The following is a 24,557-nucleotide window of genomic DNA, read 5'->3' as shown; positions in this document are numbered from 1 at the left end:
GGCGCAAAGATACAGGTTTTTCACTGTTAGAAAAGGGAAAGTAGCTATTGTTTAGGCGTGAAACCAGGCTTCTTTTTTATATAGCTTCGTTTTGGCAACCGATTCCCTGTTCCGGACAACAAGATGGTTGTTCTTCATTGTTTTGCTGCGATAGCCCAAGAGGTGAAAGAAATCGCGCGCAAAAAAACGGGCTAGTTTTCTATTGACGAGTAAGGCGTCTTTTTTGGCTGAAGCCCACCGAACACCCGGCAAAATAGGTAAAAGATGATGGATTTTCCATCTTCGAAGTATGGCCGAAAGCTTCAAGAAGAAATTCGGAATCGGTTTGATAAGGAAAAAACCGTCGGTACCCTGATGTTGGTATAACGGCATAAAAATCTTTGCATTTGAAGCAATAGTTACCGGTTTTCCGTTATGGGAAGCCAATACCTCATGTTTGGTAACTGAAGAAAAGTTTTGGTAACCGGGCTGCATGATAAATTGATCGGACTCGCGTAATTTATAGTGTTGAAAGATTTCAAACATTCCTGAAATACCTTCACAGCAATTGTCGAGGATTTGGCAATTCGTTTCTACTAACGAATGTTGATGATGTAGCATACCACAGAATTCCAAGCTACAATAGATAAACGCTTTATGGTTTTCAATAGCCTTTGAGTCGTCATGCTGCCCACCTTCAAAACCGAACGCCACATATCCCAATTCATTGATATAGCTAAGAAGCGGTCCCTCTAAATATTCTTCAATACCCAAAATAATCGGAGCGGGATATTGCTTTGCAAACCTTCGGTTCAATAAATTATCGTTTACCGTTAAGAAGGGGATTGTTTTGGAAGAAGTAGTATGCAGATCGAAAAAATAAAACGGTCCGACCTCGGTTTTCAAAATATGTTGAAGGGTGTCATATAGCTCCCTCATCTCGATGGCTTCTTGGGTAGGGGGGAGCTCAGAGTTATTTTCCAAATGCTGCTCGACCGATTCTTTTGTCCACATTCTATTAAGGTCTTGGTCAATATAACGCAAACCCTTTTGTAGGGCAGAAATATTCCCTGCGATGGCAAAGGCTTTCCCTTTTAGCAGTCCGTTTACGTAATGGACTTCCTTAAAAACTTCGCGTAACGCTTGCACTCCAGCTGGTTCGTTTCCATGGATACCTCCCACAAAAATTAGGGTGGGACCGGTCTCGGAACCTTCCAGAACATCGATGATCCGTGGCTGTTTTAACAGTTTCGATTTGGGGCTTACTGACTTCATTGGTTATCAAATTCTAATACATCCTTGATGGTTATTATGCCTATGAGTTCAGCATCCTGAACCACGGGCAAACAGCCATATTCATTTGTTTTCATAAGTGAAATAGCTTCTTCTATCGAAGTATTTGGGGTTACAGCTAATACATCGGAAGTCATAATATCGGCTACGGTACTTTCACTTTCGGGAGAGGCTCCTTTTTGGTACCGTTGCATATGTGTCCATGTAAGTAAGCCTTCCAAATACCCTCGTTCGTCGACCACTGGAACATGGTGAATAGCTTTCCATTGCATTACTTTGGTGGCCAAACTTGCTAAATCGTGGGCGGTTACCGTAAAGAGTTGGGTATTCATGATATGACCAACAAGGTTTGCCGTTTTTAGGATAGGCGTTTCTTCGGAAAGGGATTCCCATTCATGGCAAGGTAATTCCGTTGTTTGGTTTTCGTGAATGGTTTTTGTCAACACCCGAAGCGCATCGTCTTTCTTCATATGTTTACGAAGCGTTCTGAAATTTTTCACCATCCATTGCGAAGGAGTGGTATGTAACGCTCGTCGCTCAATGATATCCAAATAGGAATCTATTTCAGTGGCTGAAAGCCCAGCAGTTTTCAGGCCTTGTTTAGCAATAGGAAGCAGTTTCTCCAAAATCAATCGCTTTACCGAATATTGCTCGCCCATCCATTCCATCACTGCATAACGACCCGTACGCGCAGCGCGAATGAAGTTCGCCTTTACATCCTTAAAGTCCATTTGGGAAGGCATATTGTCGCACTCCTTCGGTCGGCCTAGCATCAATCCAACCCAAAATGCGAAGGTGGCCATCTCGTCGATAGTGGTTGGACCTGCAGCGATATAACGATTTTCGATACGGACATGCGGGACACCATTACCAACGCCATAGCACGGACGGTTCCATTTGTAAATGGTTCCATTGTGCAGATTAAGTGCTGCAAGTTTGGGAAAATTGCCTTTTTTCAGCTCTTCCAGTGAATTCTTCTCAATCTCCTTCGATAGTACAATCTTGTGTTCTGCAATGTCGTTTTTGAAAATTTCGGCTATGGATTCTGTTTCCCACCTACTCCCGAAGGAAACCCTCGGCTGTTGGTCTTTTAGCGCATAGGAAGAATAGCGGGTGTCTATACTCTGTTGAAACAAGGCAATGCGTGTTTCGGCCCAAAGTTCTCTTCCAAGCAGTAATGGTGAATTGGTACTAATACCCAAGACAGGGCCAGAGATGGTTTGCGCCCAATTGTAGCTTGAGATGAAATCGTCTGGACGAATCTGTAGGTGCATCTGAAAGCTGGTATTGCAAGCTTCAAATAATACTGAATTATGATTGATGTCTAAATCGTCGACCCCTTTGATATGCAATTGAAAATCGCTTCCTCTTAGTGTTTTTAACCGTTCATTCAACGCCCAATAGCGCGGTTGGGGCGTCATGTACTTGAACTCCAATTCGTTTTTGCTTATGGTGGGGAGAATACCGGTCAATAAAAGCTTGGTATTGTGCTTTTCGGCTACTGCTGAAGCTTTCTTCAATAAGGTTTTGAGTTGTGAACTCACGGTTGAAAAGCAGTCGCTGGAGACTTCTACCGGATCGAGATTGATTTCTAGGTTGAAGGTGGCAAGCTCGGTAGTGAAATGCGGATCGTCGATAGCTTTTAAGAGCGCTTCGGCATTGGTGGCGGGCCGCCAATGATCGGTAACCAAGCAAGACTCCTGTTCGGCACCAATTCGAATTTTGTCATCTTCAATCATTCCTTCCTGAAGCATTTTTTCCAGTGCTTCAAGGTCAGTAAGCAAATGACCCACAAATTGTGCGCGTTCCTTTTTGCTCAGCTGTTGTGTAACCCGATGATCGCCCATACCTTTTAAATTCTATGCTCAATTTGCAAGGTAGCACGCAAGGGAGGTTTAAAAAATGCGAAATGTCATGTTTGGTAGCATGCTATGAAATGTAATTCCAGATATTCTTATAACGCATCATCTGGGAGAGGGTGTTTTTTATTGCTGTATTTTCGGGCTTGGAAAGTTGTGGGTCTTGCCGTAGTACTTGCTGCGCAGCACCACGAGCGATTTTCAAGATAGCTGAATCCTTCACAAGGTCGGCAATTCTCATTTGTAACACACCGCTTTGTTGGGTTCCCATGATATCGCCGGGCCCCCTTAGTTTTAGATCAACTTCCGCAATCTCAAAGCCATCGTTTGTCTTCACCATGGTTTCCAATCGGGTTCTGGCATCGTCGCTTAATTTATGGCCCGTCATTAGGATACAATAACTTTGTTCGGCACCCCTGCCCACCCTTCCGCGAAGCTGGTGCAATTGCGACAAGCCAAAGCGTTCGGCGCTCTCAATCACCATCACCGAGGCATTGGGTACATTTACGCCGACTTCAATTACGGTAGTAGCGACCATAATTTGGGTTTCACCTCTAACGAAGCGATCCATTTCATAATCCTTATCGGCCGGTTTCATCTGTCCGTGTACGATAGAAGTTTGATAGTTCGGCATCGGGAATTCACGCACAATGCTTTCATACCCGTCCATCAAATCCTTATAATCGAACGCTTCACTTTCTTGAATGAGTGGATATACAATATACACTTGACGGCCCTTCGCTATTTCTTCCTTTAGAAAACGAAACACTTTCAATCTGTTCGCATCAAAGCGATGGACCGTTTTGATTTCCTTTCGCCCAGGCGGCAACTCATCGATAACGCTTACATCTAAGTCACCATACACACTCATCGCCAAGGTTCTAGGGATGGGCGTAGCAGTCATGACCAAAATATGGGGTGGGAGTTCATTTTTATGCCAAAGCTTGCTTCGCTGTGCTACTCCAAAGCGATGTTGTTCATCGATAACGGCCAACCCCAAATTCTTAAATTGTACCACGTCCTCTAATAATGCATGGGTGCCAACAAGCAGATGCAGCGACCCGTCGCGCAATCCTTGATGAATCTCGGTACGTTCACTTTTTTTGGTAGAACCAGTTAAGAGAGAAATCGTAATCCCAATTTTATCGCACAGTTCTTTTAGTCCGTGATAATGCTGGGTCGCTAAAATTTCGGTAGGCGCCATCATACACGCTTGAAAACCATTATCGAGCGCAATGAGCATGCACATAAACGCTACGATAGTTTTTCCCGAACCAACATCGCCTTGTAGCAAGCGGTTCATTTGGGCGGTTTGCCCCATGTCGTTGCGGATTTCCTTGATAACGCGTTGCTGGGCGTTAGTTAGTTCGAAAGGGAGGTGTTCTTTATAAAAGGTGTTGAAATAGTCACCGATTTCTGGAAATGGATATCCTTTAATCTTCGTTTTATGTTCTTGGTTTTTCTGAATAAGTTGCAGCTGAATAAAGAACAATTCCTCAAACTTTAGTCGATACTGTGCCTTTGCCAACCATTCCGAGCTTTGTGGAAAATGAATATGAAACAAGGCTTCACTTTTTGAAATCAACTTTAGGGATTGAAGTACGGGCTGCGACAAGGTCTCTTCGAAACGGCCCTTGGTTTGATTGAAAAGTTGCTGTACCAATCCGATCAGCACTTTATTACTAATCCCTTTGTTGCTCAATTTTTCGGTGGAAGGGTAGAGGGGTTGCATGCGTAATCTGACGCCCTTTTCGTGTTTTTTAAGCGGTTCCATTTCGGGATGTGGCATCGAAAACATTCCATTGAAAAAATTCACCTTTCCAAAAACCACGTAGGGTTCATTAAAGGTGATGCTTTCCCTAATCCATCTATGGCCCCGAAACCAAACCAATTCCATTTTCGATTGTCCGTCGGTTGCAGTAGCGACCAATCGTTTGCCGCGTTTTTGTTCTACGGTTTTAAGGTGAATAATCTTTACGACCAATTGCACCTCGGCACTGCTTTGTTGAAGTTCGGTGATTTTATGGTAGCGTGTGCGATCTAAGTAGCGATTGGGAAACAGGTTCAACAAATCCTGAAAGGTCTCGATGCCCAATTCGCTGCGAAGAACCTCGGCACGATTTGGCCCAACACCTTTTAAATACGCTATAGGAGTTTGCAGATACCCAGGATCCATATCACGAAGGTACAAATTCCTGTTTTGCCCTTCTCGAAAATTTGTAATTTGCTTTCTGGTATATCACTTGCGATTCTTTTTTATATGAAATGTATTTATCCCCTTCTTTTTCTAACCGTTACTTCCCTTTTTGCGCAGCAAACCGAGACGGTCGATTTTCTTCGGATTCATGCCGTGGTCGAACCTGAACCTGCTACAGAGTCGGTTTCAGGCATTCTTGAGATAACCTTCAAAATGCTTACGGAAACGGATAGTATTTATCTAGACGCCCATAAGATGCAAGTAAGGAATGTAAAAGCAGAAAACACTTCTCTTTCAACCACAGAAGACAAAATTTGGATGGTGGGCGATTTTCAGAAAGATAACACCTATACCGCTTCTTTCAATTTTATGGCAACTCCAAAACAGACCCTGTACTTCACTAGAGATCAAATTTGGACACAGGGACAGGGGAAATATACGTCTCATTGGCTTCCAAGCCTAGACGATATGAACGATAAAATTGAGTTCGATCTTAGTATTAAGGCTCCTATTGATAAAACTGTGATTTCCAACGGGGATCTTATGGGGAAAAACGAGTTCGACGGAAAACGAGTGTGGAAGTATGATATGCCAAACCCAATGGCTAGCTATCTAGTAGCGTTGGCTATAGGAAATTTTGAAAAGAATGTCCAAAATTCCAAGCGTGACATATTGCTCGAAACATATTATCCTGTCGGGGAAGACCAAAAAGCTGAGCCTACCTATCGCTATACTGCTGAAATCTTTAATTTTTTGGAAAGAGAAATAGGCGTCGACTACCCTTGGCAGAATTACAAGCAAGTTCCTGTGCGCGATTTCCTCTATGCTGGAATGGAGAACACCACAGCCACGATATTTTCTGAAGCTTTTTTGGTCGATTCTATCGGGTTTAACGATCGCAATTATGTGAATGTAAATGCCCATGAACTAGCACATCAATGGTTTGGAAATTTGGTGACGGAAACCGAGGGCACCCACCATTGGCTGCAGGAAGGGTTTGCTACTTTTTATGCGCTGCTGGCGGAGCAGGAGATTTTTGGTGAAGACTATTATTATTGGCAGTTGTATAACAGCGCCGAGCAGTTGAAGGCATTAAGCGATGAGGGTAAAGGTGAAAAACTGGTCAATCCAAATGCAAGTTCCCTAACGTTTTACCAAAAAGGAGCATGGGCACTTCACATCTTACGTGAGAAAATAGGGGTTGAAGCGTTTCGTCAGTCGGTGAAGCAATATTTGGAAAAATACGCTTTTCAAAATGTTACCACCGAGGATTTTTTAGAAGAAGTTCGCTCGATTACCCAAGAGGATATTTCACAATGGGAAAAGGATTGGCTATTCCAAAGCGCCTTTCAATCGGAACAAGCCTATCAATCGCTGTTGAAGTCACCTTTTATGAATCGATATTTCGAAATAGCCGCTTTGCGTGAAACACCCTTGGCCGAAAAGAAGGAACAAATACAGCAAGCATTGACCTTGCCGAATGATTACATTGGGCAAGAAGCCGTACAACAATTATATGGTGAGCCGTTTTCAGAAACCGAACCGCTGTTACAGCAGGCAATGGAAAGCAACAATTTGTATGTGCGTCAGACCGTAGCCATGATTATGGAAGAAATTCCAGTTTCTTTTCTACAAGAATATGAAACACTGCTGGAGGACGATTCGTATCTAACAAAGGAAATTGCCCTTCAAACCTTATGGATGAATTTTACGGATAAGCGAAAGGAATATTTGGATCGTTTAAATGGGATTATAGGATTTCAGGATCGAAATGTAGAACAATTGTGGCTGGCATTGGCGTTGTTAACGGATGGATATTCTAAACTTCAAAAGGCTACGTTTAAAAATAGGCTTCAAGGCTTTACGTCCTCAGTCTACAGCTTCGAGGTGCGACAAAAAGCATTCGAATATATCAATCAGCTGCAACTGTATAACGATGAGGTTATTGGTAACTTGATAAATGCTGCTGTACATCACAATTGGAGGTTCCGAACGTTTGCTCGGGATCTGTTAACCGAAATTCTTAAAAACCCGGGTACCAAAAACGCGGTGTATAAGAATTTCGATTCCTTTTCAGAAGAAGAGAAAGCGTATCTTAACAGATTAAACGTGAAGGGATGAGAGCACTCGTAATTTCTGGAGGTGGCAGTAAAGGCGCGTTTGCTGGGGGCGTGGCGCAATTTCTTCGGAAGGAACTTCATCACGATTACGACATTTTGGTAGGGACTTCGACAGGGAGCTTGTTGATCTCGCATATCGGACTAGGTAAGATTGAAAAGATAAAGGAGGTATATACTTCGGTGAAACAAAGCGATATTTTCAGTATTCGACCGTTTCGGGTGAAGAAGGGTAAGTATGGAGAGAAGGAAATCAGCATTGACCATTTTAGTGTTCTTCGAAATTTTTTTCGTGGCAGCAAAACTTTTGGTGAAAGCCAAAACCTGCGAAAATTGATTCGAAACACCGTTACCGAAGAGGAGTTTAACACGCTGAAAGAAGGACCAAAAGATATCGTGGTAACCGTTTCTAATCTTTCTTTGAATCAGGTAGAATATAAAAGTATCAACGATTTCGGCTATGAGGATTTCTGCGATTGGATTTGGATTTCCTGTAATTATATTCCCTTTATGAGTTTGGTGGTGAAAGATGGCTGCGAATACGCCGATGGCGGATTTGGGAGTATGGTGCCTATTGAAGAGGCCATCAATCGAGGTGCTACGACCGTTGATGTTATAGTGTTGGAAACAGAGGTGGCCTATTATAATAAACTTCCTTCCCGGAACCCTTTTTCATTACTAACGAATATGCATGGCTATATGTTGGATAGGGTTGAGAAGCAAAATATTCGTATCGGTAAGTTTGTGGCGGGTAACAAGGATGCCATTCTCAATTTTTATTATACACCGACAGTACTAACAACTAATTCCTTGATCTTCGACAAGGGAAAAATGGCGAAATGGTGGGAAAGTGGTTTTCAATATGCACGGTTGAAAAATAGCGAACTCAATGAGATTAAGGATGAGCAATAGGGGTATTTACCCCATATTGGTCTCCTGTTTTTAACCCAAATTCATGAATCGTGGGTGATTTTTTTAGCAAATTATTTACTTTCATATCCTCCTGCTAGGAGGAAGAGTTTCGGCTAGCAAAATTGACTTTATAAAAATTTCAACTTACATTTAAGGAAACCTTAAACTAATCAACCTTATGAAAAATCTTTTTACGATTCGAACAATGATTGCCATGGGAATTCTATTTGCTGTGGTAACCAGTAGTTGTGTAGATCAGCAACCCGCTGATGATGGTCCGGAATACGATGGGCCGCCAAGTAAAATAATTTCCTTAGATGCTTCGAAAAAACAGTATGATTCATATACCGAACGTCGTGTGCCCATTATCAAGGAGTATGAAGATATGCAAGACTCCACACAGAAATTTAGTCCGACGCGTTATGGCGAATACGACCTAGAAACCATAAAGCATTATATCAGTTATGTGGAAAACGAAGCGGAAATGGCGAAAGTATCCGTGAAGGGATTACGGTTTTATTTTGCCAATTATCCAGCCGATGGCGATTTCGGTGCGTTTAGCAAGCATAATACATTAATGATCTTACCTACGACAGATTTCAATGGGGAAGAGCTTGGTTTCTATATTCAAATTTCCGAAAGCGGCGATAGAACCGCCGTACCAATTCGTGATTATTTTGCGGAGAATCCTGCTGGTATACGAGAGGAGCAAGGAATGCGATATGTAGGCGGTGCTTCAGGAATGGGGCCAAAAATGTTACTGATTAACCCACTGTTTCAAGACGATGGTGGTTCTGGAATGAATAGTTTGATTATGAATGAATCGCATATCGTTCCCCCACCACCACAAGAGGATGATTTTAGTGGAAATTAATACTTCCATAGGTGGATAAGATAATATTCGATAATGTCTTCCAATACGTTGTATTGGCGTTTGAAGGAATTGCCGCTCTCACGGCAATTCTTTTTTACAGAAATTATAAGCATACGGTTCTAAAGTTCCTGCCTTGGATATTCTCATACGTTTTCTTAAATGAGTTATTCGCTAAGCAGGTTTATTACTGGTTCGGAAATAATATTCTACTATATAATGTTTATAATATAATTTACTATCTATATTTCTATTTTGTCTTTTGGAATGTTAGCAGGCGCACAGATTTCAGAAACTGGATTGTTGCGAGTATAGCGGTTTATTGTACAGCTAGTATCATAAATCCATTTATTTCTGATTTTGGAACTCAAACCCAATTGTTAGCCTATATATTGGGTGCCTGCATTCTAATTTTCTGTATAATTCTATATTATATCGAGTTGCTTTCAAGCTCCAAGATCCTGAATATTAAGCGAGAATTGCTTTTCTGGATCAGTGTTGGATTGCTGCTCTTTTATGTTGGCTATATTCCCATTAAATTAACAAGGCATTATTTTACGAGTTCCGTAGATTTATATGTTACCTTGTTAAATGTGCAACGTATCTTGATAATTATCATGAACAGCTGCTTTATTATTGGCTTTGTATGGACGAGAAGGAGATAGCCGGACTTATATCGGTATTTATTTTATTACTCTTGGTAGGGATTATCATCACCCTATTCATTGTATTCGTTCGTCGAAAAAACAAACTTGTTGAAGAAAAGGAGCTTGCCAAATTAGCCTTCGAAAAGGAACTTTCAGAAACCCAGATTGAAATTCGAGAGGAAACACTGCGAAATATAAGTTGGGAACTGCATGACAATATCGGTCAGTTAATGACCTTGGCAAAAATTCAGGCGCAGTTGGCCAAAGAGCGACCCGAAACGATCCCTGATGTAGCGGAAACAATAGGTAAGGGTATCAATGAACTGCGAACCCTTTCAAAACTCATAAACCCAGAAGCACTAAAAAGCCTCAATCTTATTGAAGCCTTACAGCTAGAGATCGAACGGTTTAACCGAATGGAATTTATACATTCCAAACTAACGGTAAATGGCACAGTTCGGAAGCTAAATCCTGAGCGAGAAGTAATCATTTTCCGTATCTTGCAAGAGTTCTTTTCGAATACCATTAAGCATTCAAAAGCCTCCGATTTGGAGGTAACCGTAACTTATGGTGAAGAACAATTAGAAGTGGAGGCAAAGGATAATGGCGTAGGCTTTCAGGATGATGCCGATTTTTCAGGAATAGGAATCAAAAATATGCGAAATAGGGCAAAAGTAATTGAAGCTGATCTGACCATTTCCTCAAAAAAGGAAGAAGGAACTTCGTTGCTGTTAAATTATACATATCAATAACCTATGCCGACAGAATTGATTACCTTAGATGTTGGTTTTTAATGAATTGGGGCGTAAAATAACATGATATGAAATATCGAATTGTTGTTGTAGATGACCATACTTTATTATTAGAGGCTATCGGTGGGTTGGTAAGGGGGTTTGAAAACTTCGAAGTATTGTATCTCTGCAAAAATGGACAGGAACTACTTGATAAGTTTAAAATTCCTGCAAATGTACCTGACGTTGTTTTGATGGATATCAATATGCCTGTGCGGAACGGTATTGAAACGACCAAAATTCTCGCCGAAAAATATCCCGAGGTAAAGGTTTTGGCACTTTCCGTAGAAGAAAACGAAAGTACCATTCTAAAAATGTTACGGGCCGGGGCTAAAGGATACCTGATGAAGGATACCGAAAAAAGCGTATTGCGTGAAGCCTTGGAACAAGTTATGGAGAAGGGCTACTACCATACCAATACCATTGCTAGAATTTTAGTAGGCTCATTAACAAAAAGCCATGAGGATACCGAGTTGAAGGAGCGCGAAGTGGAGTTTATACAGCATGCCTGCACCGAAATGACCTATAAGGAAATCGCCGACAAAATGTGTTTGAGTCCTAAGACCATCGAAGGCTATCGCGATTCTATCTACGAAAAACTGAATATTAAAAATCGAATCGGCTTAATGCTCTACGCCATTCGGAACAACCTTTTTACACCTTAGTTTTAGAACAGCTCCGAAACTTCTTTCTTGATATAGGCGAGTGCTTTCTGTGAAGGAGTTACTTCCTCCATCATATTACGAAGAACGTATTCCCGCATTTCATCTGCCGAATTTTGATTTTCATGCATGGAAGCCTGGCGAATAATTTGGATCGTTGCATTTTTAGCTGCCTGAACCATATTCCAGCATTCTAATGAAACATATATCTGCTGGGTAACATTATGATCGAATTCTTGTTCGATATTCTTGATTAGATTGGCCTCATATTTATCGACTTCTTCTGAAAAAGGCTTCACTCGAAGCAATAATTTATTGGGGTCGATACGCTCAAGCAATAAGGTGATGCGTTCGTATGCCTGAAGCCGTGTGGGAATGATTTTATTCTGTGCTTCCTTCTGAATTAGATAGCGTCGGCGACCTTCTTCATTTGCGGTATGACCTTTAAAAAAATAGTACGCTACAATTCCTACGACTACAGCAGGCAGTAAGTAGGCAAAATAATTCAAAACTTGAACGGCTTCTTCCATAAGTTAAAAGATAAGGGTAACAAACTTACTACGTTTTTGATATAAGGGCAAAGGAATTTCTTTTTTTGCTCAAATGAATGTGCTTAATTTTTTTAATAAATTGAATATCAATTCATTGTAGCAAATTCAGTAACTTTAGGGAACTCGCTATAATGTAGCATACTTCCCTTTTAATGATCCCTTTCCCCACTAGGTTATTTCACTAATACACAAAGTAAAATAGTAACCAAATTATCAATTACGTATGAAAAAAGTACTAGTTGGCGCAGCAGCGCTATTGTTTACCGTGTCTTCATGGGCACAAATTATTAATCAATCGGGTAGTTTCAATCTTGCAAATGGTAACCAAGTTGGGTTTTTTAACTATTATGAGATTGATCAGACCGGCGATTATAATAACGCCGATACCGATCAGAATGGAATACTGAATAGTTCCGATACCGATCAGGTAGGCGATTTCAATATTGCTTTTATCGATCAAGATGGAATTTTACAAAATACTAGGGTGAATCAATTCGGGGACGATAACCAAGCAGATGTTTTTCAAGAGATTGCTTTAAATACTACTGGCTTAGATCAATTGGGAAATGATAATAGTGCTGATATTACCCAAAGTGGAGTCCTAAATGAAACCTATATTTGGCAGGAGGGAAATGGAAATGATGCCGATACCGATCAGGCTGGAGACCTGAACATTTTAGATACCTTTACCGTTGGGAATTTTAATGAAGCAACCATCGATCAACAGGGAGATGCGAATGAAGTGGATAGTGATCAGTTTGGAAATCGCAATGAATTTATTGCAGATCAAACGGGCGATGCCAATAATTCATTTTCTATCCAAGTTGGAAATCGAAATGAAAACGACACAGACCAAACAGGTTTTGCGAATGTTGTAGACCATACACAGGATGGTAACCGAAACAGGGCCGATGCCTTTCAAAATGGAGACGATAATCAATCGGTGCTAATCCAAGATGGTAACCGTAATCGGTATAATACGAATCAACAGGGAAATATTAATTCCTCGACCGTTCTACAAATCGGGAACCGTAATCGTGCGGTGGCTTTTCAAAGCGGAGATGAAAATGTTTCAGCAGTGTCACAGATTGGAAACCGTAATTATTCCTCTGGCATCCAAAATGGTGACTTCAATCTTAATAATATCGATCAACAGGGGTTACGACACACGAGTACGTTGCTTCAGAATGGTGACTTCAACAAAAATGAAGTGTTTCAACAGGGAACCGATCATATTAGTGAAGTAATCCAAAATGGCGATCTCAATTGTACGAAGATTTTTCAATATGCTACCGGTGGTCCACATACGGCTATCGTAAATCAAGCAGGAAACAACAACACCGCTTGTATTTTTATGAATTAGATTAAAAATTGGAAACACCCTTCTTTAAAGGAGGGTGTTTTTAATATCGCACCTTGTTTTTCTGCTTTAAGTTCTTGGCTTCTTTTTTCGCCTCCTTCTTATTGTATTTTCCTCCTAAATAAGGGCAATTTTGAATTTCCTTAATGCCTTCAAAAGGCACCTCCGTTTTATGATATCCAAAAGTATTGGCGAGTGTTTTAATGAGGTTCCGATCGCCTAAGGTCAATTCCACATCATCCATCGTAAATTGCGCTGGGTGCTCGTACCCGCAGGCATGCGTCATTTCCAATAATTCCTTTCGGAAATTCTTAAAATAAAAATGGGTACGGACTTTCTTGTCATCTATATTTATTCCGCGCTGCAGCCATTTGTTTTGGGTAGCAACACCACTCGGACAATGATTGGTATGGCATTGTTGCGCTTGTATGCAACCAATCGATAGCATAGCTTCACGCGCTACATTAATTACGTCCACACCCATTGCAAAAGCCATGGCAGCACGTGCTGGGAAGCCGAGTTTACCGCTACCAATAAAAACGATCCTATCACATATGCCATGCTTTTTAAAGATCCTGTATACTTCTGCAAAACCAAAAATCCATGGCAATGCTACATGGTCTGCAAAACTGGGAGGTGCTGCTCCCGTGCCGCCTTCACCACCATCAACCGTAATAAAATCAGGTCCTTTGCCTGTTTCTTTCATCATGGTAGCGAGGAGTTCCCAGTCATCAAGTTTACCAATAGCGCTCTTTATCCCTACCGGTAACCCCGTTTCTGCAGCGATTTCCTCTATGAACTCCATCAACCCCGCAACACCATCAAATGCTGAGTGGGAAGGAGGGGAGAGCACATCTTTTCCCATAGGAACATGTCTGATTTCAGCAATTTCCTTCGTAATCTTTGAACCCGGAAGCACCCCGCCTTTTCCAGGTTTCGCTCCTTGAGAAAGTTTTATTTCTATAGCACGGACCTGTGGATTTTCTTCAACGAGTTTTTTCAACTTTTCCATTGAAAAATTTCCCTCTTCATTACGCACCCCGAAATAGCCTGTTCCAAAATGAAAAATGACATCACTGCCAGTTTTATGATAGGGCGAGAGACCTCCTTCACCCGTATTGTGATATGCGTTGGCCAACCCACAACCGCGATTCAATGATTCAACGGCACGAGCCGACAGAGATCCGAAACTCATGGCCGAAACATTGATGACAGACGCAGGTCGAAAGGGTCGCTTTCGTTTGTGAAATGCACCAATGACCTTCGCCGAAGCTAAAAAATAGGGGTCTTTGGCATTAGGATGCTTCTCCGTTAGCTTGAAAGGCAACATAGCATTGTTGATGAAGATATAGTTGGGTTCATAGATATCACGATCTGTCCCAAACCCTTCATAATTATTTTCGTTCTTTGCCGAAGCATAAATCCAGCCGCGTTCAATACGGTTGAAAGGAAGTTCTTCCCTATTGTTCGCCACGATATATTGTCGTAATTCAGGGCCAATTCCTTCGAGCCAATATCGAATATGTCCTACGATAGGAAAATTATGGAGTATAGTATGTTTCCGTTGGAATATGTCGTAAAGAGCAACAATCGCTAAAAGAATAAGTAACCAGCCCCACCAAGTGATAGTGCCGAGAAGTGATAAAAAGGAATCCAATAGACGTAATTTTATAGTGAAGTAAATTGATACATCGCTTTCTAAGCGTAGCATAAATATATTTATTTTACGAGAAAGACTTGGAAGAAACTGTTCATAAAATCTAGGAGCATTGCCCGACATTCTTTTCAAATTCCTTTATTTTTGACCTCCACCTCTTATAGCATAAAACGAAAGCATTTTGCAGGAATATTTACATCAGTTGAACGACGCCCAACGGGCTCCCGTCCTTCAAAAAGACGGTCCTATGATTGTAATCGCAGGCGCAGGTTCGGGAAAAACTCGGGTGCTAACCTTCCGCATTGCCTATCTAATGTCGCAAGGCGTAGATCCCTTTAATATTCTAGCGCTTACCTTCACCAACAAGGCAGCTCGCGAAATGAAGAAACGGATTGCCGAGATAGTTGGAAACAGTGAAGCCAAGAATCTTTGGATGGGAACGTTTCACAGTATTTTCGCCAAAATACTCCGGTTCGAGGCAGATAAACTCGGGTATCCCTCTAACTTCACAATTTACGATACCCAAGACTCGCAAAGTGTTATTCGAAGTATTATTAAGGAGATGCAATTGGATAAGGATGTTTATAAATATAAACAGGTATACTCCCGTATCTCCTCCTACAAGAACAGCCTCATAACCGTAAAAGCTTATTTTCAGAACCCAGAATTGATGGAAGCTGATGCCATGGCCAAAATGCCGCGATTGGGCGATATTTATAAAAATTATGTCGATCGCTGTTTCAAGGCGGGTGCTATGGATTTTGATGATCTTCTTTTACGAACCAATGAATTGCTTACGCGCTTTCCAGATGTATTGGCGAAATACCAAAATCGCTTTCGCTACATTTTGGTCGATGAGTACCAAGATACCAATCATAGTCAATATCTAATCGTTCGAGCACTTAGCGATCGCTTTCAGAATATTTGCGTGGTGGGCGATGACGCCCAAAGTATCTATGCTTTTCGCGGTGCGAATATCAATAACATCCTCAATTTCCAAAAGGATTATGACGATGTTCAGATGTATCGGCTTGAACAGAATTATCGTTCTACAAAGAATATCGTAAATGCAGCGAATAGCGTTATTGAAAAAAATAAGCAGCGACTCGAAAAAGTGGTTTGGACAGCCAATGATCAAGGCGCAAAGATTAAGGTAAATCGAACCATGACCGATGGCGATGAAGGGCGCTATGTGGCGAGTTCAATTTTTGAAATTGCAATGAACAATCAGGTAGGGTATGGAGGTTTTGCCGTATTATATCGAACCAATGCCCAATCGCGTGCCATTGAAGATGCCCTGCGGAAGAAAGATATTCCTTATCGAATTTATGGCGGACTAAGTTTCTACCAACGAAAGGAAATTAAAGATGTCTTAGCCTATCTTCGTCTGATTCTAAATCCGAAGGATGAAGAGGCTTTAAAACGCATCATTAATTATCCTGCAAGGGGTATTGGTCAGACCACTATGGAACGATTAACGGTTGCTGCCAATCATTATAACCGACCCATCATGGATGTGATTAAGGCGTTGGATAAAATTGACCTTAAAATCAATCGCGGAACACAAGGAAAACTGGAAGACTTTGTTACAATGATTGAGAGCTTTCAAGTACTAAACCAATCGTATAATGCTTTTGAGATAGCAGAGCATGTTACGAAGAAGACAGGATTGCTTCAGGAGTTGAAGAAAGATGGAACACCAGAAGGCATTGCGCGTATCGAAAATATTGAAGAATTATTAAATGGTATCCGCGACTTTGTGGAAGAACAAAAGGAAATCGCCGATACCACAGGATCACTGTCAGAGTTCTTGGAAGATGTTGCCTTGGCGACCGATATGGACAATGATAAAGGCGATGAGGATAGGGTAGCGTTGATGACGGTACACTTGGCTAAAGGATTGGAGTTCCCTTATGTCTATATCGTCGGGATGGAAGAAGATCTTTTCCCGAGTGGAATGAGTATGAATACTAGAAGTGAACTGGAAGAAGAGCGCAGGTTGTTTTATGTGGCGCTCACCCGAGCTGAAAAACAGGCTTTTCTTACATATACCCAAAGCCGCTATCGTTGGGGAAAGTTGATCGATGCCGAACCCAGTCGATTCATCGAGGAAATAGATGAAACCTTCTTAGAGTTCTTAACCCCAAAGACCGAAAACCGATTTAAGCCGTTAATCGATAGTGATATTTTTGGTGAAGTTGATAAAAGCAGGCTCAGAATGCGAAAGCCTCAATCGGGTACGCCTCCCAAGGGACCTAGCGATAATCAGTTGAAAAAATTGCGGCGTTTAAAACCGGTTTCTAGCTCTTCCCCAAAAAACTTCGATCCTGAAGAAGCAAATTTGAAAGTAGGTACAATGGTCGAACACGTGCGATTCGGAAAGGGAAAGATTCTTTCTATCGAAGGTGCTGGTGCCGATACGAAAGCGGAGATACAATTTGAAAACGGAGGGCTGAAAAAACTGCTCCTCCGTTTTGCAAAGTTGAATGTTCTATCCTAACGTTTTTCCTAGAAAGATTGTGTTACTAATTACTCTATGGGAAGATATTGCTGGATGAATGCATTCAACTGTTGATGTTTGTGATTATTATCTTCTGCCGACCAATTATTGTGACCGCCCTCGTAGGTGTGAAAGCTGGTTGGAACGCCACTCTCTTGTAACTCTTGATACAATGTGATTGCATTCGCATACGGAACAATTGGGTCATTTTCGCCATAAAACATAATCGTCGGACTTGAACTATGGGAAGTATTATGAGCAGGGCTTAGGACATCTAAATTTTCCTCAATATTAGGGTATACATTCTCGTCTACTAAAAGTTCCATCAATTCCTCGAAGTTGGGCATATTTTGATAGTAGGGGTCGGTAAAGTCTGTTGGTCCGACGGTAGTAGATACAAACTTAACCTGATCGTTGAGGTCGTACACATAGTCATACATTAGCGAGAGGTGTCCACCGGAACTGTTGCCAAGCAATGCGAATTCGGGTTTAATCTTAAAATGAACGTTGTTGTTTGTCAAAAAGGCAATCACTGCCCGAATGTTTTGAAATTGATTAGGAAATGCTGGGTTCGATGCATCTGCCAACACATAATTCATATTTACTATAGCATGATTGGGGTTGTCATGCCATAATTGTTCAACGAAATTCTCCATCCCTGATTTATCACCATTTGTCCACCCACCGCCATGAAGCACAATAAGAACTTTGGTTTTTAAATAGGATCGACCCGCAGGTAAATAGATGTCGAATTTTTCCTCTGGATGAGCGCCATAAGACACATCTTTTGTAATTTTCTTAGGATAAAATAAGCCTTCTAAAGCGGAATTATCTAATTCATCTGCTTGCGACTGCTGTTTTTTGAATTGAAGGTCTGCAGTTGTCGGCTCTATTGGTTCTTGTGAACAACTAATGAAAAGGAAGAATAGCATCGCTATCACAAGTAGGTTTTTGGGGATAAAGGGCATCTTTTTATCGTTTAAGTGCAAACTTAACGGATAAAATACACAAAAAGTGTTAAAATAGATTTTAGATTTGTTAAGAAATTCTCCCGATTGTGAAATTGCAGGCAATTGCCTCCTGCTAATACCTTATTCGATAGAAAAATACGTACTGATATAAGCGCTCAGTTGTTGTTGCAAATTCTCTTGATCTTCTTCCGACCAATCGCCATGACCGCCATTATAAATGGTGTAATTATTATCGACTGATGCCGCGGATAAAGCATCGGCTAAGGTGATGGCATTGCTGGTAGGTACCAATGGGTCTTCATCGCCATAAAACATAATGGTAGGACTGCTAGTAGTACTAATGTTCAAAGCAGGACTTACCGCTGAAGCATAATCCGTGGTGTTTGGATATGCATCTTCATCTACCAAAGCCGACAAAACAAAATCGAATGTAGGATCATCGCTGTAAAAAGGGTCGGTAAAGTCGGTAGGCCCCACAATATCGCAGACCATTTTTACTCGATCCGTTGCATCATAAACCGCATCGTATTGTAAGCTGATATGAGCGCCAGCACTGGCGCCTATTAAGGCAAACTCGGGTTTTATTTGAAACGTTTCCGAAGCTGTTTCGAGATCATTTAGTACTCTGCCGATATCTTCAAACTGATTGGGGAACGCTGGAATTGCGGGAGGTTGCGCAAGAATATAATTCATATTAACGATGGCATGATCTGGATGAGCATCCTGAATGTTACTTATAAACGGTTCCATATCTGCTTTATCACCACCGGTCCATCCACCGCCATGTACCAAAACAATTACCTTCGTCTTGGTATCCGAGCGATTGGCGGGAAGATAAATATCATAGACTTGCTGGGAATTTACCCCATAGGAAACATTCATTTGGATTTCCGCTTCAAGCGATTCTGGAGTTGAAGTGGTATCGGAACTATCCTCGGAACAAGAAGTAATTCCAAGTATGCAAATCATTAGCAAGGAGAAATATACTGCCGTTAGAATCTTTTTCATAAGTTGCTTTTTAATAGGAACGTTCAATATTTCAATTTATGTTAATGGAACGTTATTCTATCCAAAATTGAACAAGAATCATGCTATATTTAAAAGAAAAAATGATTCAGGAAGGAACTAAAGTGAAATGGAAATGGGGAGAAGGAACCGCTACAGGCACCGTTCAAACCACATATACCAAAGAGGTTAGTAAAACCATTGAAGGAAGTACCATTACTCGTAAAGGTGAATCTGGCAATAAAGCATTGTATATTAAGCAAGAAGATGGTGACCATGTCCTTAAATTAGAAAGTGAAGTAGAACGAGCAGACGACTAAATTCAACCGAAATTATGGCAGAACTAATCAAGCTTTACGAAGAAAATCCTAATCCGAAAGACATAAAACGTATCGTTAAGATTATACGAGATGGCGGACTTATTATTTATCCCAGCGATACGGTGTATGCGTTAGGTTGTGACATTACCGATAATCGGGCCCTGGAACGAGTCGCCCAGTTAAAGGGGGTGAAATTGGAAAAAGCCAATTTTTCCTTTGTATGCGAGGACCTTAGCAATCTTTCCGATTATGTGCGCCAAATCGATTCGGCTACCTTTAAGATTTTGAAACGCGCGCTTCCCGGACCTTATACTTTTATTCTCCCAGGCAATAACAATCTTCCCACTGTTTTCAAAAAGAAAAAGGAGGTAGGAATTCGGGTACCCGATAACAATATCACGCGAGCTATTGTACGCGAGCTCGGAAATCCCATTGTTTCTACTTCAATAAAAGATGAGGATGAGGTTATAGAATACACCACCGATCCTGAATTGATCTACGAAAAATGGCATAAACTTGTAGATGTTATCGTGGATGGCGGATACGGAGGAAATATTCCTTCAACCGTTATCGACCTTACTTCCGGAGCACCCGAATTGATTCGGGAAGGCAAGGGCAGTTTGGAGGTTTAATGAAAATATCCTTCATGTTAAAAAGTGTTTAAGCTATTATAAAGTCTTAGCGATATTCACCTTCAATGAATATCTTAGAAGTCTGAGACATTTTAATACAACTTCCAAAGAACGAAACGAATACATTAACCTTTATTATGAAGACTATGGTGCCGGCCAGCCCGTCATTCTTATTCATGGATGGCCGCTAAGTAGCGCTATGTGGGAATATCAAAAACAGGCAATAGTTGAAGCTGGATTTAGGTGCATTTCCTACGATCGCCGAGGATTCGGAAAAAGCGATAAACCTTGGAATGGTTACGATTACGATTGCATGGCTCAGGACCTAAATGATTTAATTACCGCCCTCCATTTAGATGAAGTTATTCTGATTGGGTTTTCTATGGGTGGTGGTGAAGTAGCTCGTTACATCGGTAATTACGGTACTTCAAAACTATCCAAAGTGGTATTCTTGAGCTCCATCGCTCCCTTTATGTTGAAAACAGACGATAACCCCGACGGTGTTCCAGCCGAAACATTTGAAGAATTTAAGGATGCCATTAAAAATGACCGACTAGGATTTTTGGATGACTTCGGAAAGAACTTCGTCAATTATGATGAAAACGAAGATTGTATAAGCAAAGCTCAACTTCATTACAATTGGACCATAGCAGCAGGCGCTTCTCCTAAAGGAACGTTAGACTGTATTGATGCCTTCGGAAAAACCGATTTGCGTGAAGATCTGAATAAAATAGATATCCCAACATTATTTGTGCACGGCGATGCCGATCAGGTGGTTCCAATTAAACCTACCGCAAAACAGGGACATTCAATAGTGAAGGATAGTGAACTGCAAATAATTAAAGGAGCACCACATGGGTGTGTTTTTACGCATGCAAATGATGTAAACGAAATCTTATTAACATTTTTAAATAAATAGAATTCGTTCATTTCAAAATAAAGAAACCCGGCTTTTGGCCGGGTTTCTTTTGTATAAGAAAGTTTGTTGCTTAGTTGATAGCAGGATCTTTCAATCCTTCTTCAATCATAGTGTAGAACTGATCCAACTTAGGCAATACAACGATTCGTGTACGACGGTTACGGGCACGTCCTTCAGCATTATCATTGCTTGAAATCGGTACATATTCGCTACGTCCACCTGCAGTCATACGAGCTGGTTCCACACCAAATTCGTTTTGCAATGTTCTTACAACTGCTGTTGCTCTCAATACGCTTAAATCCCAGTTGTCCTTAACACAGTTAGTGCTAATTGGCACGGTATCGGTGTGACCTTCAACCAAGAATTCAAAATCTGGTTTGTTGTTTACAACTTTTGCTACCTTCCCAAGTACTTCTTTTGCACGAGAAGTAATTTGATAGCTTCCGCTATTAAATAGTAGTTTATCGGAGATGTTTACATATACAACACCTTTTTCAACACTGATTTCGATATCATCATCATCCATACTTCCAACAGCACCTTTCAAACTCTGAACAAGCGCAAGGTTAACGGAATCACGACGGGTAATGGCATCTTGAAGCTTGCGGATGGTAAGGTCCTTTTCCTTTAAGCTCTCTAGAGATTTTTCAAGATTTTCAGCACCCTTTTTGGTAAGGTCTGTAAAATCGCCTATTTGCTTGATCAAACTTGCACTGGTTTCTTCAAGAGATTTTACCTGACTTTTCAACGATGAATTTTGGGCAGTCAAGGCTGATTTTTCAGATAGACAGTCATTTAGTTTTACGGTTGCGGTATTTAACAAATCCTGCGTTTTTTCTTGCTTATCCTCCAATTCCGCATATTTCTTCTTAGAAACACAGGAAGTAGTCAGCAATAATCCCGTACAGGCTGCTAAAATCAATACTTTCTTCATTGGTTTATTGTTTTTAAGGTTATTAAATCTTCGACTAACAAGTTATAGACCAAAATTATGAATAGATGGACCGCCGAAACAAATATTAACAATACTTTATATAAAATTTATCGTAGCTCGTTAAACTGTTTCCGACGTTTCATGAAATACTGCCATACCAGAAAGCGAGTGTTGTAATAAGGCATATGGGTAGCGCATTTTTTGCGTTTTTTTAGGAATGTTGGTAGCAAACGATAGAAACTGAGATGCGCTTTTAGGATCGCCCCGATATGTGAAAATTTTCCTTGTAGGAGAAACCGAGTTGCCGCAGCAGCATCCAATATCATTCTTCCGATAACCATTTGCCAACATTTCCAGCCTTTCTTATTCTTGACCATCATTAATAAGGTGTTTCGAAAGTTTAAAAATGTTTTTTTAGGGTGAACATCGGAGAGCGTGCCACCACCTAAATGATACACCCTCGACTCCGATATGCATTTAATACTACCATTTCTAGCCTTTAACCGCCAACAAAGATCGATTTCCTCTTGATGGGCGAAGAAATCTTCATCGAAACCGCCAACTTCCCAAAAGGAATCCTTTCGTACACATAGGCAAGCGCCCGAGGCCCAAAATATTTCAGCGGAAGCATATTGATCAGTATTCTTTTCCACTGTATCAAAAACTCTTCCTCTGCAATAGGGATACCCAAAATCATCTAAATAACCACCAGCAGCCCCAGCATATTCGAAATGAGTAGTTTTTTTGGCATCTAATAACAACGGCTGTGCAGCGACTAATTTCTCCTGTTGTTGAAATGCAGCCACAATAGGAGATAGCCATGGTTGGGGAGTTTCAATATCGTTATTCATTAAAATGAAGAGGTCTTCCGATAACGATTTCAAGGCCTTATTATAGCCTCCCGCATAGCCAAGATTTTCTCCGTTTTGAAGAATGCGAATAGTTGGAAATTCTTTCTGAAGATATGCTACCGATTCATCTGTCGAAGCATTATCGGCCACATATACCGTAGCTTCTTCCGCATGTTTTACAACTGATGGTAAATAGCGTTCCAGTAACGCCTTTCCGTTCCAGTTCAAAATAACAATGGCAACCTTCATGTTTGCAAAGTACGTGAATTTCGAAGGGGTGTAAAAAAAATACTTTCAGCCTATTGACTGAAAGTATTTAAAATTTGTAATTGATTTTTTCTACATCTGAATAATACCACCACAACTTACACGTGCACCGGCAGCACCAGAAGGTTGTGAGGTAAAATCATCGGCCCCTTGGTGAACAATAATCGATTTCCCAAGAATGTTCTTTTTCTCGTCATCACATCCGATACACCATTCATCGGTTGTCATTGATACTGTTCCATCGCCATTCTCATCGGCCATAAAATTTCCTATATCTCCTTTGTGATAGCCCTCAGGATCGCCCCATTGACCATGTTTGTCGAAGGTTGGGTTCCAATGCCCACCTGCCGATTTCCCATCGGGCGCACTGCAATCTGCCTTTTCATGAATGTGAATAGCATGTTCTCCAGGCTCAAGTCCAGTAATTTTGGCTGTCATTTTCACCTGACCATTGGTTTCAACAAAAGAAACTTTTCCAGTTGCTGAGCTATTGCTTTTTGATTCGAGTTCGAATGTGACTTCCTTTATCTCTTCCTCCATTTTCATGTCAGTTTCTTCCACATCCGAATCCATGTTTTCCTCCGTCATGGTTTCGTCGGCATCACTATCTTTTTTGTTTCCATCATTACAGCTTACAAATAGGGTGGTAGCTGCAAAAAGTACTAATAAGGATATGCGTTTCATCATGTGTTTTTTTGGTTTAGTTAAAGGTAGGGTGATTGAAAGTAAAGACCAAGATTTTATAAGAATCTTAGCATTTTAGCCGAAGTGCCTTTTCGTCAATTCGCGAGTGATTGTTATACCTGCTTTCAGATTTTCCGAAATGAGCAATGCCTTGTCGATTCTAATCTGAGAAGTCTTAATACGTTTAATATGGTAAATAAGCGAACGCTTTTTACCGTCTGTTAATTCCTTAAAAGCCTCATACGCTTGTGGGTCGCTTTCCAACACGGCCTCTAATTCCTTTGGCATATGTACGCCATATTCGGTGGTATCTTCTTGCAACTGTATGCTAAACGGTTCATTTGCCGAGATACCTAATTCTTTTTGATGCCGCTTTCCAAAGGTAATATAGAAATCACCTTTTCGCTTTTGAAGGGCCGCATGAAACTCCAACGTTTTAGCTTCATGTGTAGCCGTTACCTTCACCCTTGGTTTCTTCACAATCGCAAAAGGTTTTGCCACAGCATCTGGAATTTTAAGGCTGTGCGTGCCGGTAAGGATTACATCGAAAGGCTGACTTGTTTTCGGCTTCATACGAT

At 41.0% G+C, this 24,557-nt stretch carries 21 protein-coding genes; 10 read left to right on the top strand and 11 right to left on the bottom strand.

The window, feature by feature from the left end; all coding sequences use genetic code 11:
• Nucleotides 1–51 precede the first annotated feature (51 nt).
• The 3 genes from I4Q58_RS14610 to recG form a co-directional block, all read right to left on the bottom strand.
• Nucleotides 52–1,254 carry a succinylglutamate desuccinylase/aspartoacylase domain-containing protein gene (locus tag I4Q58_RS14610; RefSeq protein ID WP_203296640.1) on the bottom strand — a complete coding sequence of 401 codons (1,203 nt, stop codon included), beginning with the start codon at nt 1,252–1,254 and terminating at the stop codon, nt 52–54.
• The gene (locus I4Q58_RS14605) at nt 1,251–3,119 is read right to left on the bottom strand and encodes a CBS domain-containing protein (RefSeq protein WP_203296639.1); all 1,869 of its coding nucleotides are present in this window, start codon (nt 3,117–3,119) and stop codon (nt 1,251–1,253) included. Before I4Q58_RS14605 ends, I4Q58_RS14610 begins: the two co-directional genes overlap by 4 nt.
• 82 nt (nt 3,120–3,201) lie before the next feature.
• Complete coding sequence (gene recG / locus I4Q58_RS14600) at nt 3,202–5,307, bottom strand: ATP-dependent DNA helicase RecG (RefSeq protein ID WP_203296638.1); 2,106 nt, start codon at nt 5,305–5,307, stop codon at nt 3,202–3,204.
• Between the two features lie 84 nt (nt 5,308–5,391).
• Between recG and I4Q58_RS14595 the strand changes: the two genes are divergently transcribed.
• From I4Q58_RS14595 to I4Q58_RS14575, 5 genes are all read left to right on the top strand, one after another.
• A complete protein-coding gene (locus tag I4Q58_RS14595; RefSeq protein WP_203296637.1) occupies nt 5,392–7,449 on the top strand; it encodes a M1 family metallopeptidase in 2,058 nt (685 codons plus the stop codon).
• Nucleotides 7,446–8,357, top strand: a complete 912-nt coding sequence (locus tag I4Q58_RS14590; protein ID WP_203296636.1) for a patatin-like phospholipase family protein — start codon at nt 7,446–7,448, stop codon at nt 8,355–8,357. The genes I4Q58_RS14595 and I4Q58_RS14590 overlap by 4 nt, the downstream gene beginning before the upstream one ends.
• A 178-nt stretch (nt 8,358–8,535) precedes the next feature.
• Nucleotides 8,536–9,231: a hypothetical protein gene (locus tag I4Q58_RS14585; protein WP_203296635.1), complete on the top strand. Its 696-nt coding sequence runs from the start codon at nt 8,536–8,538 to the stop codon at nt 9,229–9,231.
• A 643-nt stretch (nt 9,232–9,874) separates the two neighbouring features.
• Nucleotides 9,875–10,627 (top strand): sensor histidine kinase, encoded by a 753-nt coding sequence (locus tag I4Q58_RS14580; RefSeq protein ID WP_203296634.1) that lies wholly within the window; start codon nt 9,875–9,877, stop codon nt 10,625–10,627.
• A 68-nt stretch (nt 10,628–10,695) separates the two neighbouring features.
• Nucleotides 10,696–11,331, top strand: a complete 636-nt coding sequence (locus I4Q58_RS14575) for a response regulator transcription factor (RefSeq protein ID WP_203296633.1) — start codon at nt 10,696–10,698, stop codon at nt 11,329–11,331.
• 2 nt (nt 11,332–11,333) lie between these two features.
• Here the strand turns inward: I4Q58_RS14575 and I4Q58_RS14570 are convergent, their stop codons facing one another.
• Complete coding sequence (locus tag I4Q58_RS14570) at nt 11,334–11,858, bottom strand: DUF7935 family protein (protein WP_203296632.1); 525 nt, start codon at nt 11,856–11,858, stop codon at nt 11,334–11,336.
• Between the two features lie 244 nt (nt 11,859–12,102).
• Between I4Q58_RS14570 and I4Q58_RS14565 the strand changes: the two genes are divergently transcribed.
• Complete coding sequence (locus tag I4Q58_RS14565) at nt 12,103–13,242, top strand: hypothetical protein (RefSeq protein WP_203296631.1); 1,140 nt, start codon at nt 12,103–12,105, stop codon at nt 13,240–13,242.
• 40 nt (nt 13,243–13,282) lie between these two features.
• On the opposite strand, the gene I4Q58_RS14560 is transcribed toward I4Q58_RS14565, so the two are convergent.
• Complete coding sequence (locus tag I4Q58_RS14560) at nt 13,283–14,950, bottom strand: FMN-binding glutamate synthase family protein (RefSeq protein ID WP_394369346.1); 1,668 nt, start codon at nt 14,948–14,950, stop codon at nt 13,283–13,285.
• A 127-nt stretch (nt 14,951–15,077) separates the two neighbouring features.
• On the opposite strand from I4Q58_RS14560, the gene I4Q58_RS14555 reads away from it, so the two are divergent.
• Nucleotides 15,078–17,396 (top strand): ATP-dependent helicase, encoded by a 2,319-nt coding sequence (locus I4Q58_RS14555; protein WP_203296630.1) that lies wholly within the window; start codon nt 15,078–15,080, stop codon nt 17,394–17,396.
• A 29-nt stretch (nt 17,397–17,425) separates the two neighbouring features.
• Here I4Q58_RS14555 and I4Q58_RS14550 read toward each other — a convergent pair whose 3' ends face one another.
• Complete coding sequence (locus tag I4Q58_RS14550) at nt 17,426–18,364, bottom strand: alpha/beta hydrolase (protein ID WP_203296629.1); 939 nt, start codon at nt 18,362–18,364, stop codon at nt 17,426–17,428.
• A gap of 123 nt (nt 18,365–18,487) precedes the next feature.
• Complete coding sequence (locus I4Q58_RS14545) at nt 18,488–19,375, bottom strand: alpha/beta hydrolase (protein ID WP_203296628.1); 888 nt, start codon at nt 19,373–19,375, stop codon at nt 18,488–18,490.
• Nucleotides 19,376–19,476: 101 nt separating this feature from the next.
• Here I4Q58_RS14545 and I4Q58_RS14540 point away from each other — a divergent pair, with 101 nt between their 5' ends.
• The 3 genes from I4Q58_RS14540 to I4Q58_RS14530 are packed head-to-tail and all read left to right on the top strand — an operon-like array spanning nt 19,477 to nt 21,243.
• Entirely contained in the window at nt 19,477–19,692 is a 216-nt protein-coding gene (locus tag I4Q58_RS14540) for a hypervirulence associated TUDOR domain-containing protein (RefSeq protein WP_203296664.1), read from the top strand.
• A gap of 14 nt (nt 19,693–19,706) precedes the next feature.
• Complete coding sequence (locus I4Q58_RS14535; protein WP_203296627.1) at nt 19,707–20,324, top strand: L-threonylcarbamoyladenylate synthase; 618 nt, start codon at nt 19,707–19,709, stop codon at nt 20,322–20,324.
• A gap of 52 nt (nt 20,325–20,376) precedes the next feature.
• Nucleotides 20,377–21,243, top strand: coding sequence for an alpha/beta fold hydrolase (locus tag I4Q58_RS14530; protein ID WP_317194073.1), 867 nt, complete (start codon nt 20,377–20,379; stop codon nt 21,241–21,243).
• A gap of 70 nt (nt 21,244–21,313) precedes the next feature.
• Here the strand turns inward: I4Q58_RS14530 and I4Q58_RS14525 are convergent, their stop codons facing one another.
• From I4Q58_RS14525 to I4Q58_RS14510, 4 genes are all read right to left on the bottom strand, one after another.
• On the bottom strand, nt 21,314–22,177 hold the full coding sequence (locus tag I4Q58_RS14525; protein WP_203296626.1) for an OmpA family protein: 864 nt from the start codon (nt 22,175–22,177) through the stop codon (nt 21,314–21,316).
• Between the two features lie 107 nt (nt 22,178–22,284).
• Nucleotides 22,285–23,277, bottom strand: coding sequence for a glycosyltransferase family 2 protein (locus I4Q58_RS14520; protein WP_203296625.1), 993 nt, complete (start codon nt 23,275–23,277; stop codon nt 22,285–22,287).
• A 90-nt stretch (nt 23,278–23,367) separates the two neighbouring features.
• A complete protein-coding gene (locus I4Q58_RS14515) occupies nt 23,368–23,982 on the bottom strand; it encodes a superoxide dismutase family protein (protein ID WP_317194072.1) in 615 nt (204 codons plus the stop codon).
• Between the two features lie 72 nt (nt 23,983–24,054).
• On the bottom strand, nt 24,055–24,552 hold the full coding sequence (locus I4Q58_RS14510) for a YdeI/OmpD-associated family protein (RefSeq protein WP_203296624.1): 498 nt from the start codon (nt 24,550–24,552) through the stop codon (nt 24,055–24,057).
• Between the last annotated feature and the right edge of the window lie 5 nt (nt 24,553–24,557).

It is taken from the genome of Luteirhabdus pelagi (genome assembly GCF_016827595.1).
Lineage (GTDB): Bacteria > Bacteroidota > Bacteroidia > Flavobacteriales > Flavobacteriaceae > Luteirhabdus > Luteirhabdus pelagi.
This window is presented reverse-complemented; position numbering and strand designations above follow the sequence as displayed.

Excerpts from the sequence above, each read along its gene's own strand:
- I4Q58_RS14610 (WP_203296640.1), bottom strand. The coding sequence starts at position 1,254 with ATGAAGTCAGTAAGCCCCAAATCGAAACTGTTAAAACAGCCACGGATC.
- I4Q58_RS14605 (WP_203296639.1), bottom strand. The coding sequence starts at position 3,119 with ATGGGCGATCATCGGGTTACACAACAGCTGAGCAAAAAGGAACGCGCA.
- recG (WP_203296638.1), bottom strand. The coding sequence starts at position 5,307 with ATGGATCCTGGGTATCTGCAAACTCCTATAGCGTATTTAAAAGGTGTT.
- I4Q58_RS14595 (WP_203296637.1), top strand. The coding sequence starts at position 5,392 with ATGAAATGTATTTATCCCCTTCTTTTTCTAACCGTTACTTCCCTTTTT.
- I4Q58_RS14590 (WP_203296636.1), top strand. The coding sequence starts at position 7,446 with ATGAGAGCACTCGTAATTTCTGGAGGTGGCAGTAAAGGCGCGTTTGCT.
- I4Q58_RS14585 (WP_203296635.1), top strand. The coding sequence starts at position 8,536 with ATGAAAAATCTTTTTACGATTCGAACAATGATTGCCATGGGAATTCTA.
- I4Q58_RS14580 (WP_203296634.1), top strand. The coding sequence starts at position 9,875 with ATGGACGAGAAGGAGATAGCCGGACTTATATCGGTATTTATTTTATTA.
- I4Q58_RS14575 (WP_203296633.1), top strand. The coding sequence starts at position 10,696 with ATGAAATATCGAATTGTTGTTGTAGATGACCATACTTTATTATTAGAG.
- I4Q58_RS14570 (WP_203296632.1), bottom strand. The coding sequence starts at position 11,858 with ATGGAAGAAGCCGTTCAAGTTTTGAATTATTTTGCCTACTTACTGCCT.
- I4Q58_RS14565 (WP_203296631.1), top strand. The coding sequence starts at position 12,103 with ATGAAAAAAGTACTAGTTGGCGCAGCAGCGCTATTGTTTACCGTGTCT.
- I4Q58_RS14560 (WP_394369346.1), bottom strand. The coding sequence starts at position 14,950 with ATGCTACGCTTAGAAAGCGATGTATCAATTTACTTCACTATAAAATTA.
- I4Q58_RS14550 (WP_203296629.1), bottom strand. The coding sequence starts at position 18,364 with ATGCCCTTTATCCCCAAAAACCTACTTGTGATAGCGATGCTATTCTTC.
- I4Q58_RS14545 (WP_203296628.1), bottom strand. The coding sequence starts at position 19,375 with ATGAAAAAGATTCTAACGGCAGTATATTTCTCCTTGCTAATGATTTGC.
- I4Q58_RS14540 (WP_203296664.1), top strand. The coding sequence starts at position 19,477 with ATGATTCAGGAAGGAACTAAAGTGAAATGGAAATGGGGAGAAGGAACC.
- I4Q58_RS14535 (WP_203296627.1), top strand. The coding sequence starts at position 19,707 with ATGGCAGAACTAATCAAGCTTTACGAAGAAAATCCTAATCCGAAAGAC.
- I4Q58_RS14525 (WP_203296626.1), bottom strand. The coding sequence starts at position 22,177 with ATGAAGAAAGTATTGATTTTAGCAGCCTGTACGGGATTATTGCTGACT.
- I4Q58_RS14520 (WP_203296625.1), bottom strand. The coding sequence starts at position 23,277 with ATGAAGGTTGCCATTGTTATTTTGAACTGGAACGGAAAGGCGTTACTG.
- I4Q58_RS14515 (WP_317194072.1), bottom strand. The coding sequence starts at position 23,982 with ATGATGAAACGCATATCCTTATTAGTACTTTTTGCAGCTACCACCCTA.
- I4Q58_RS14510 (WP_203296624.1), bottom strand. The coding sequence starts at position 24,552 with ATGAAGCCGAAAACAAGTCAGCCTTTCGATGTAATCCTTACCGGCACG.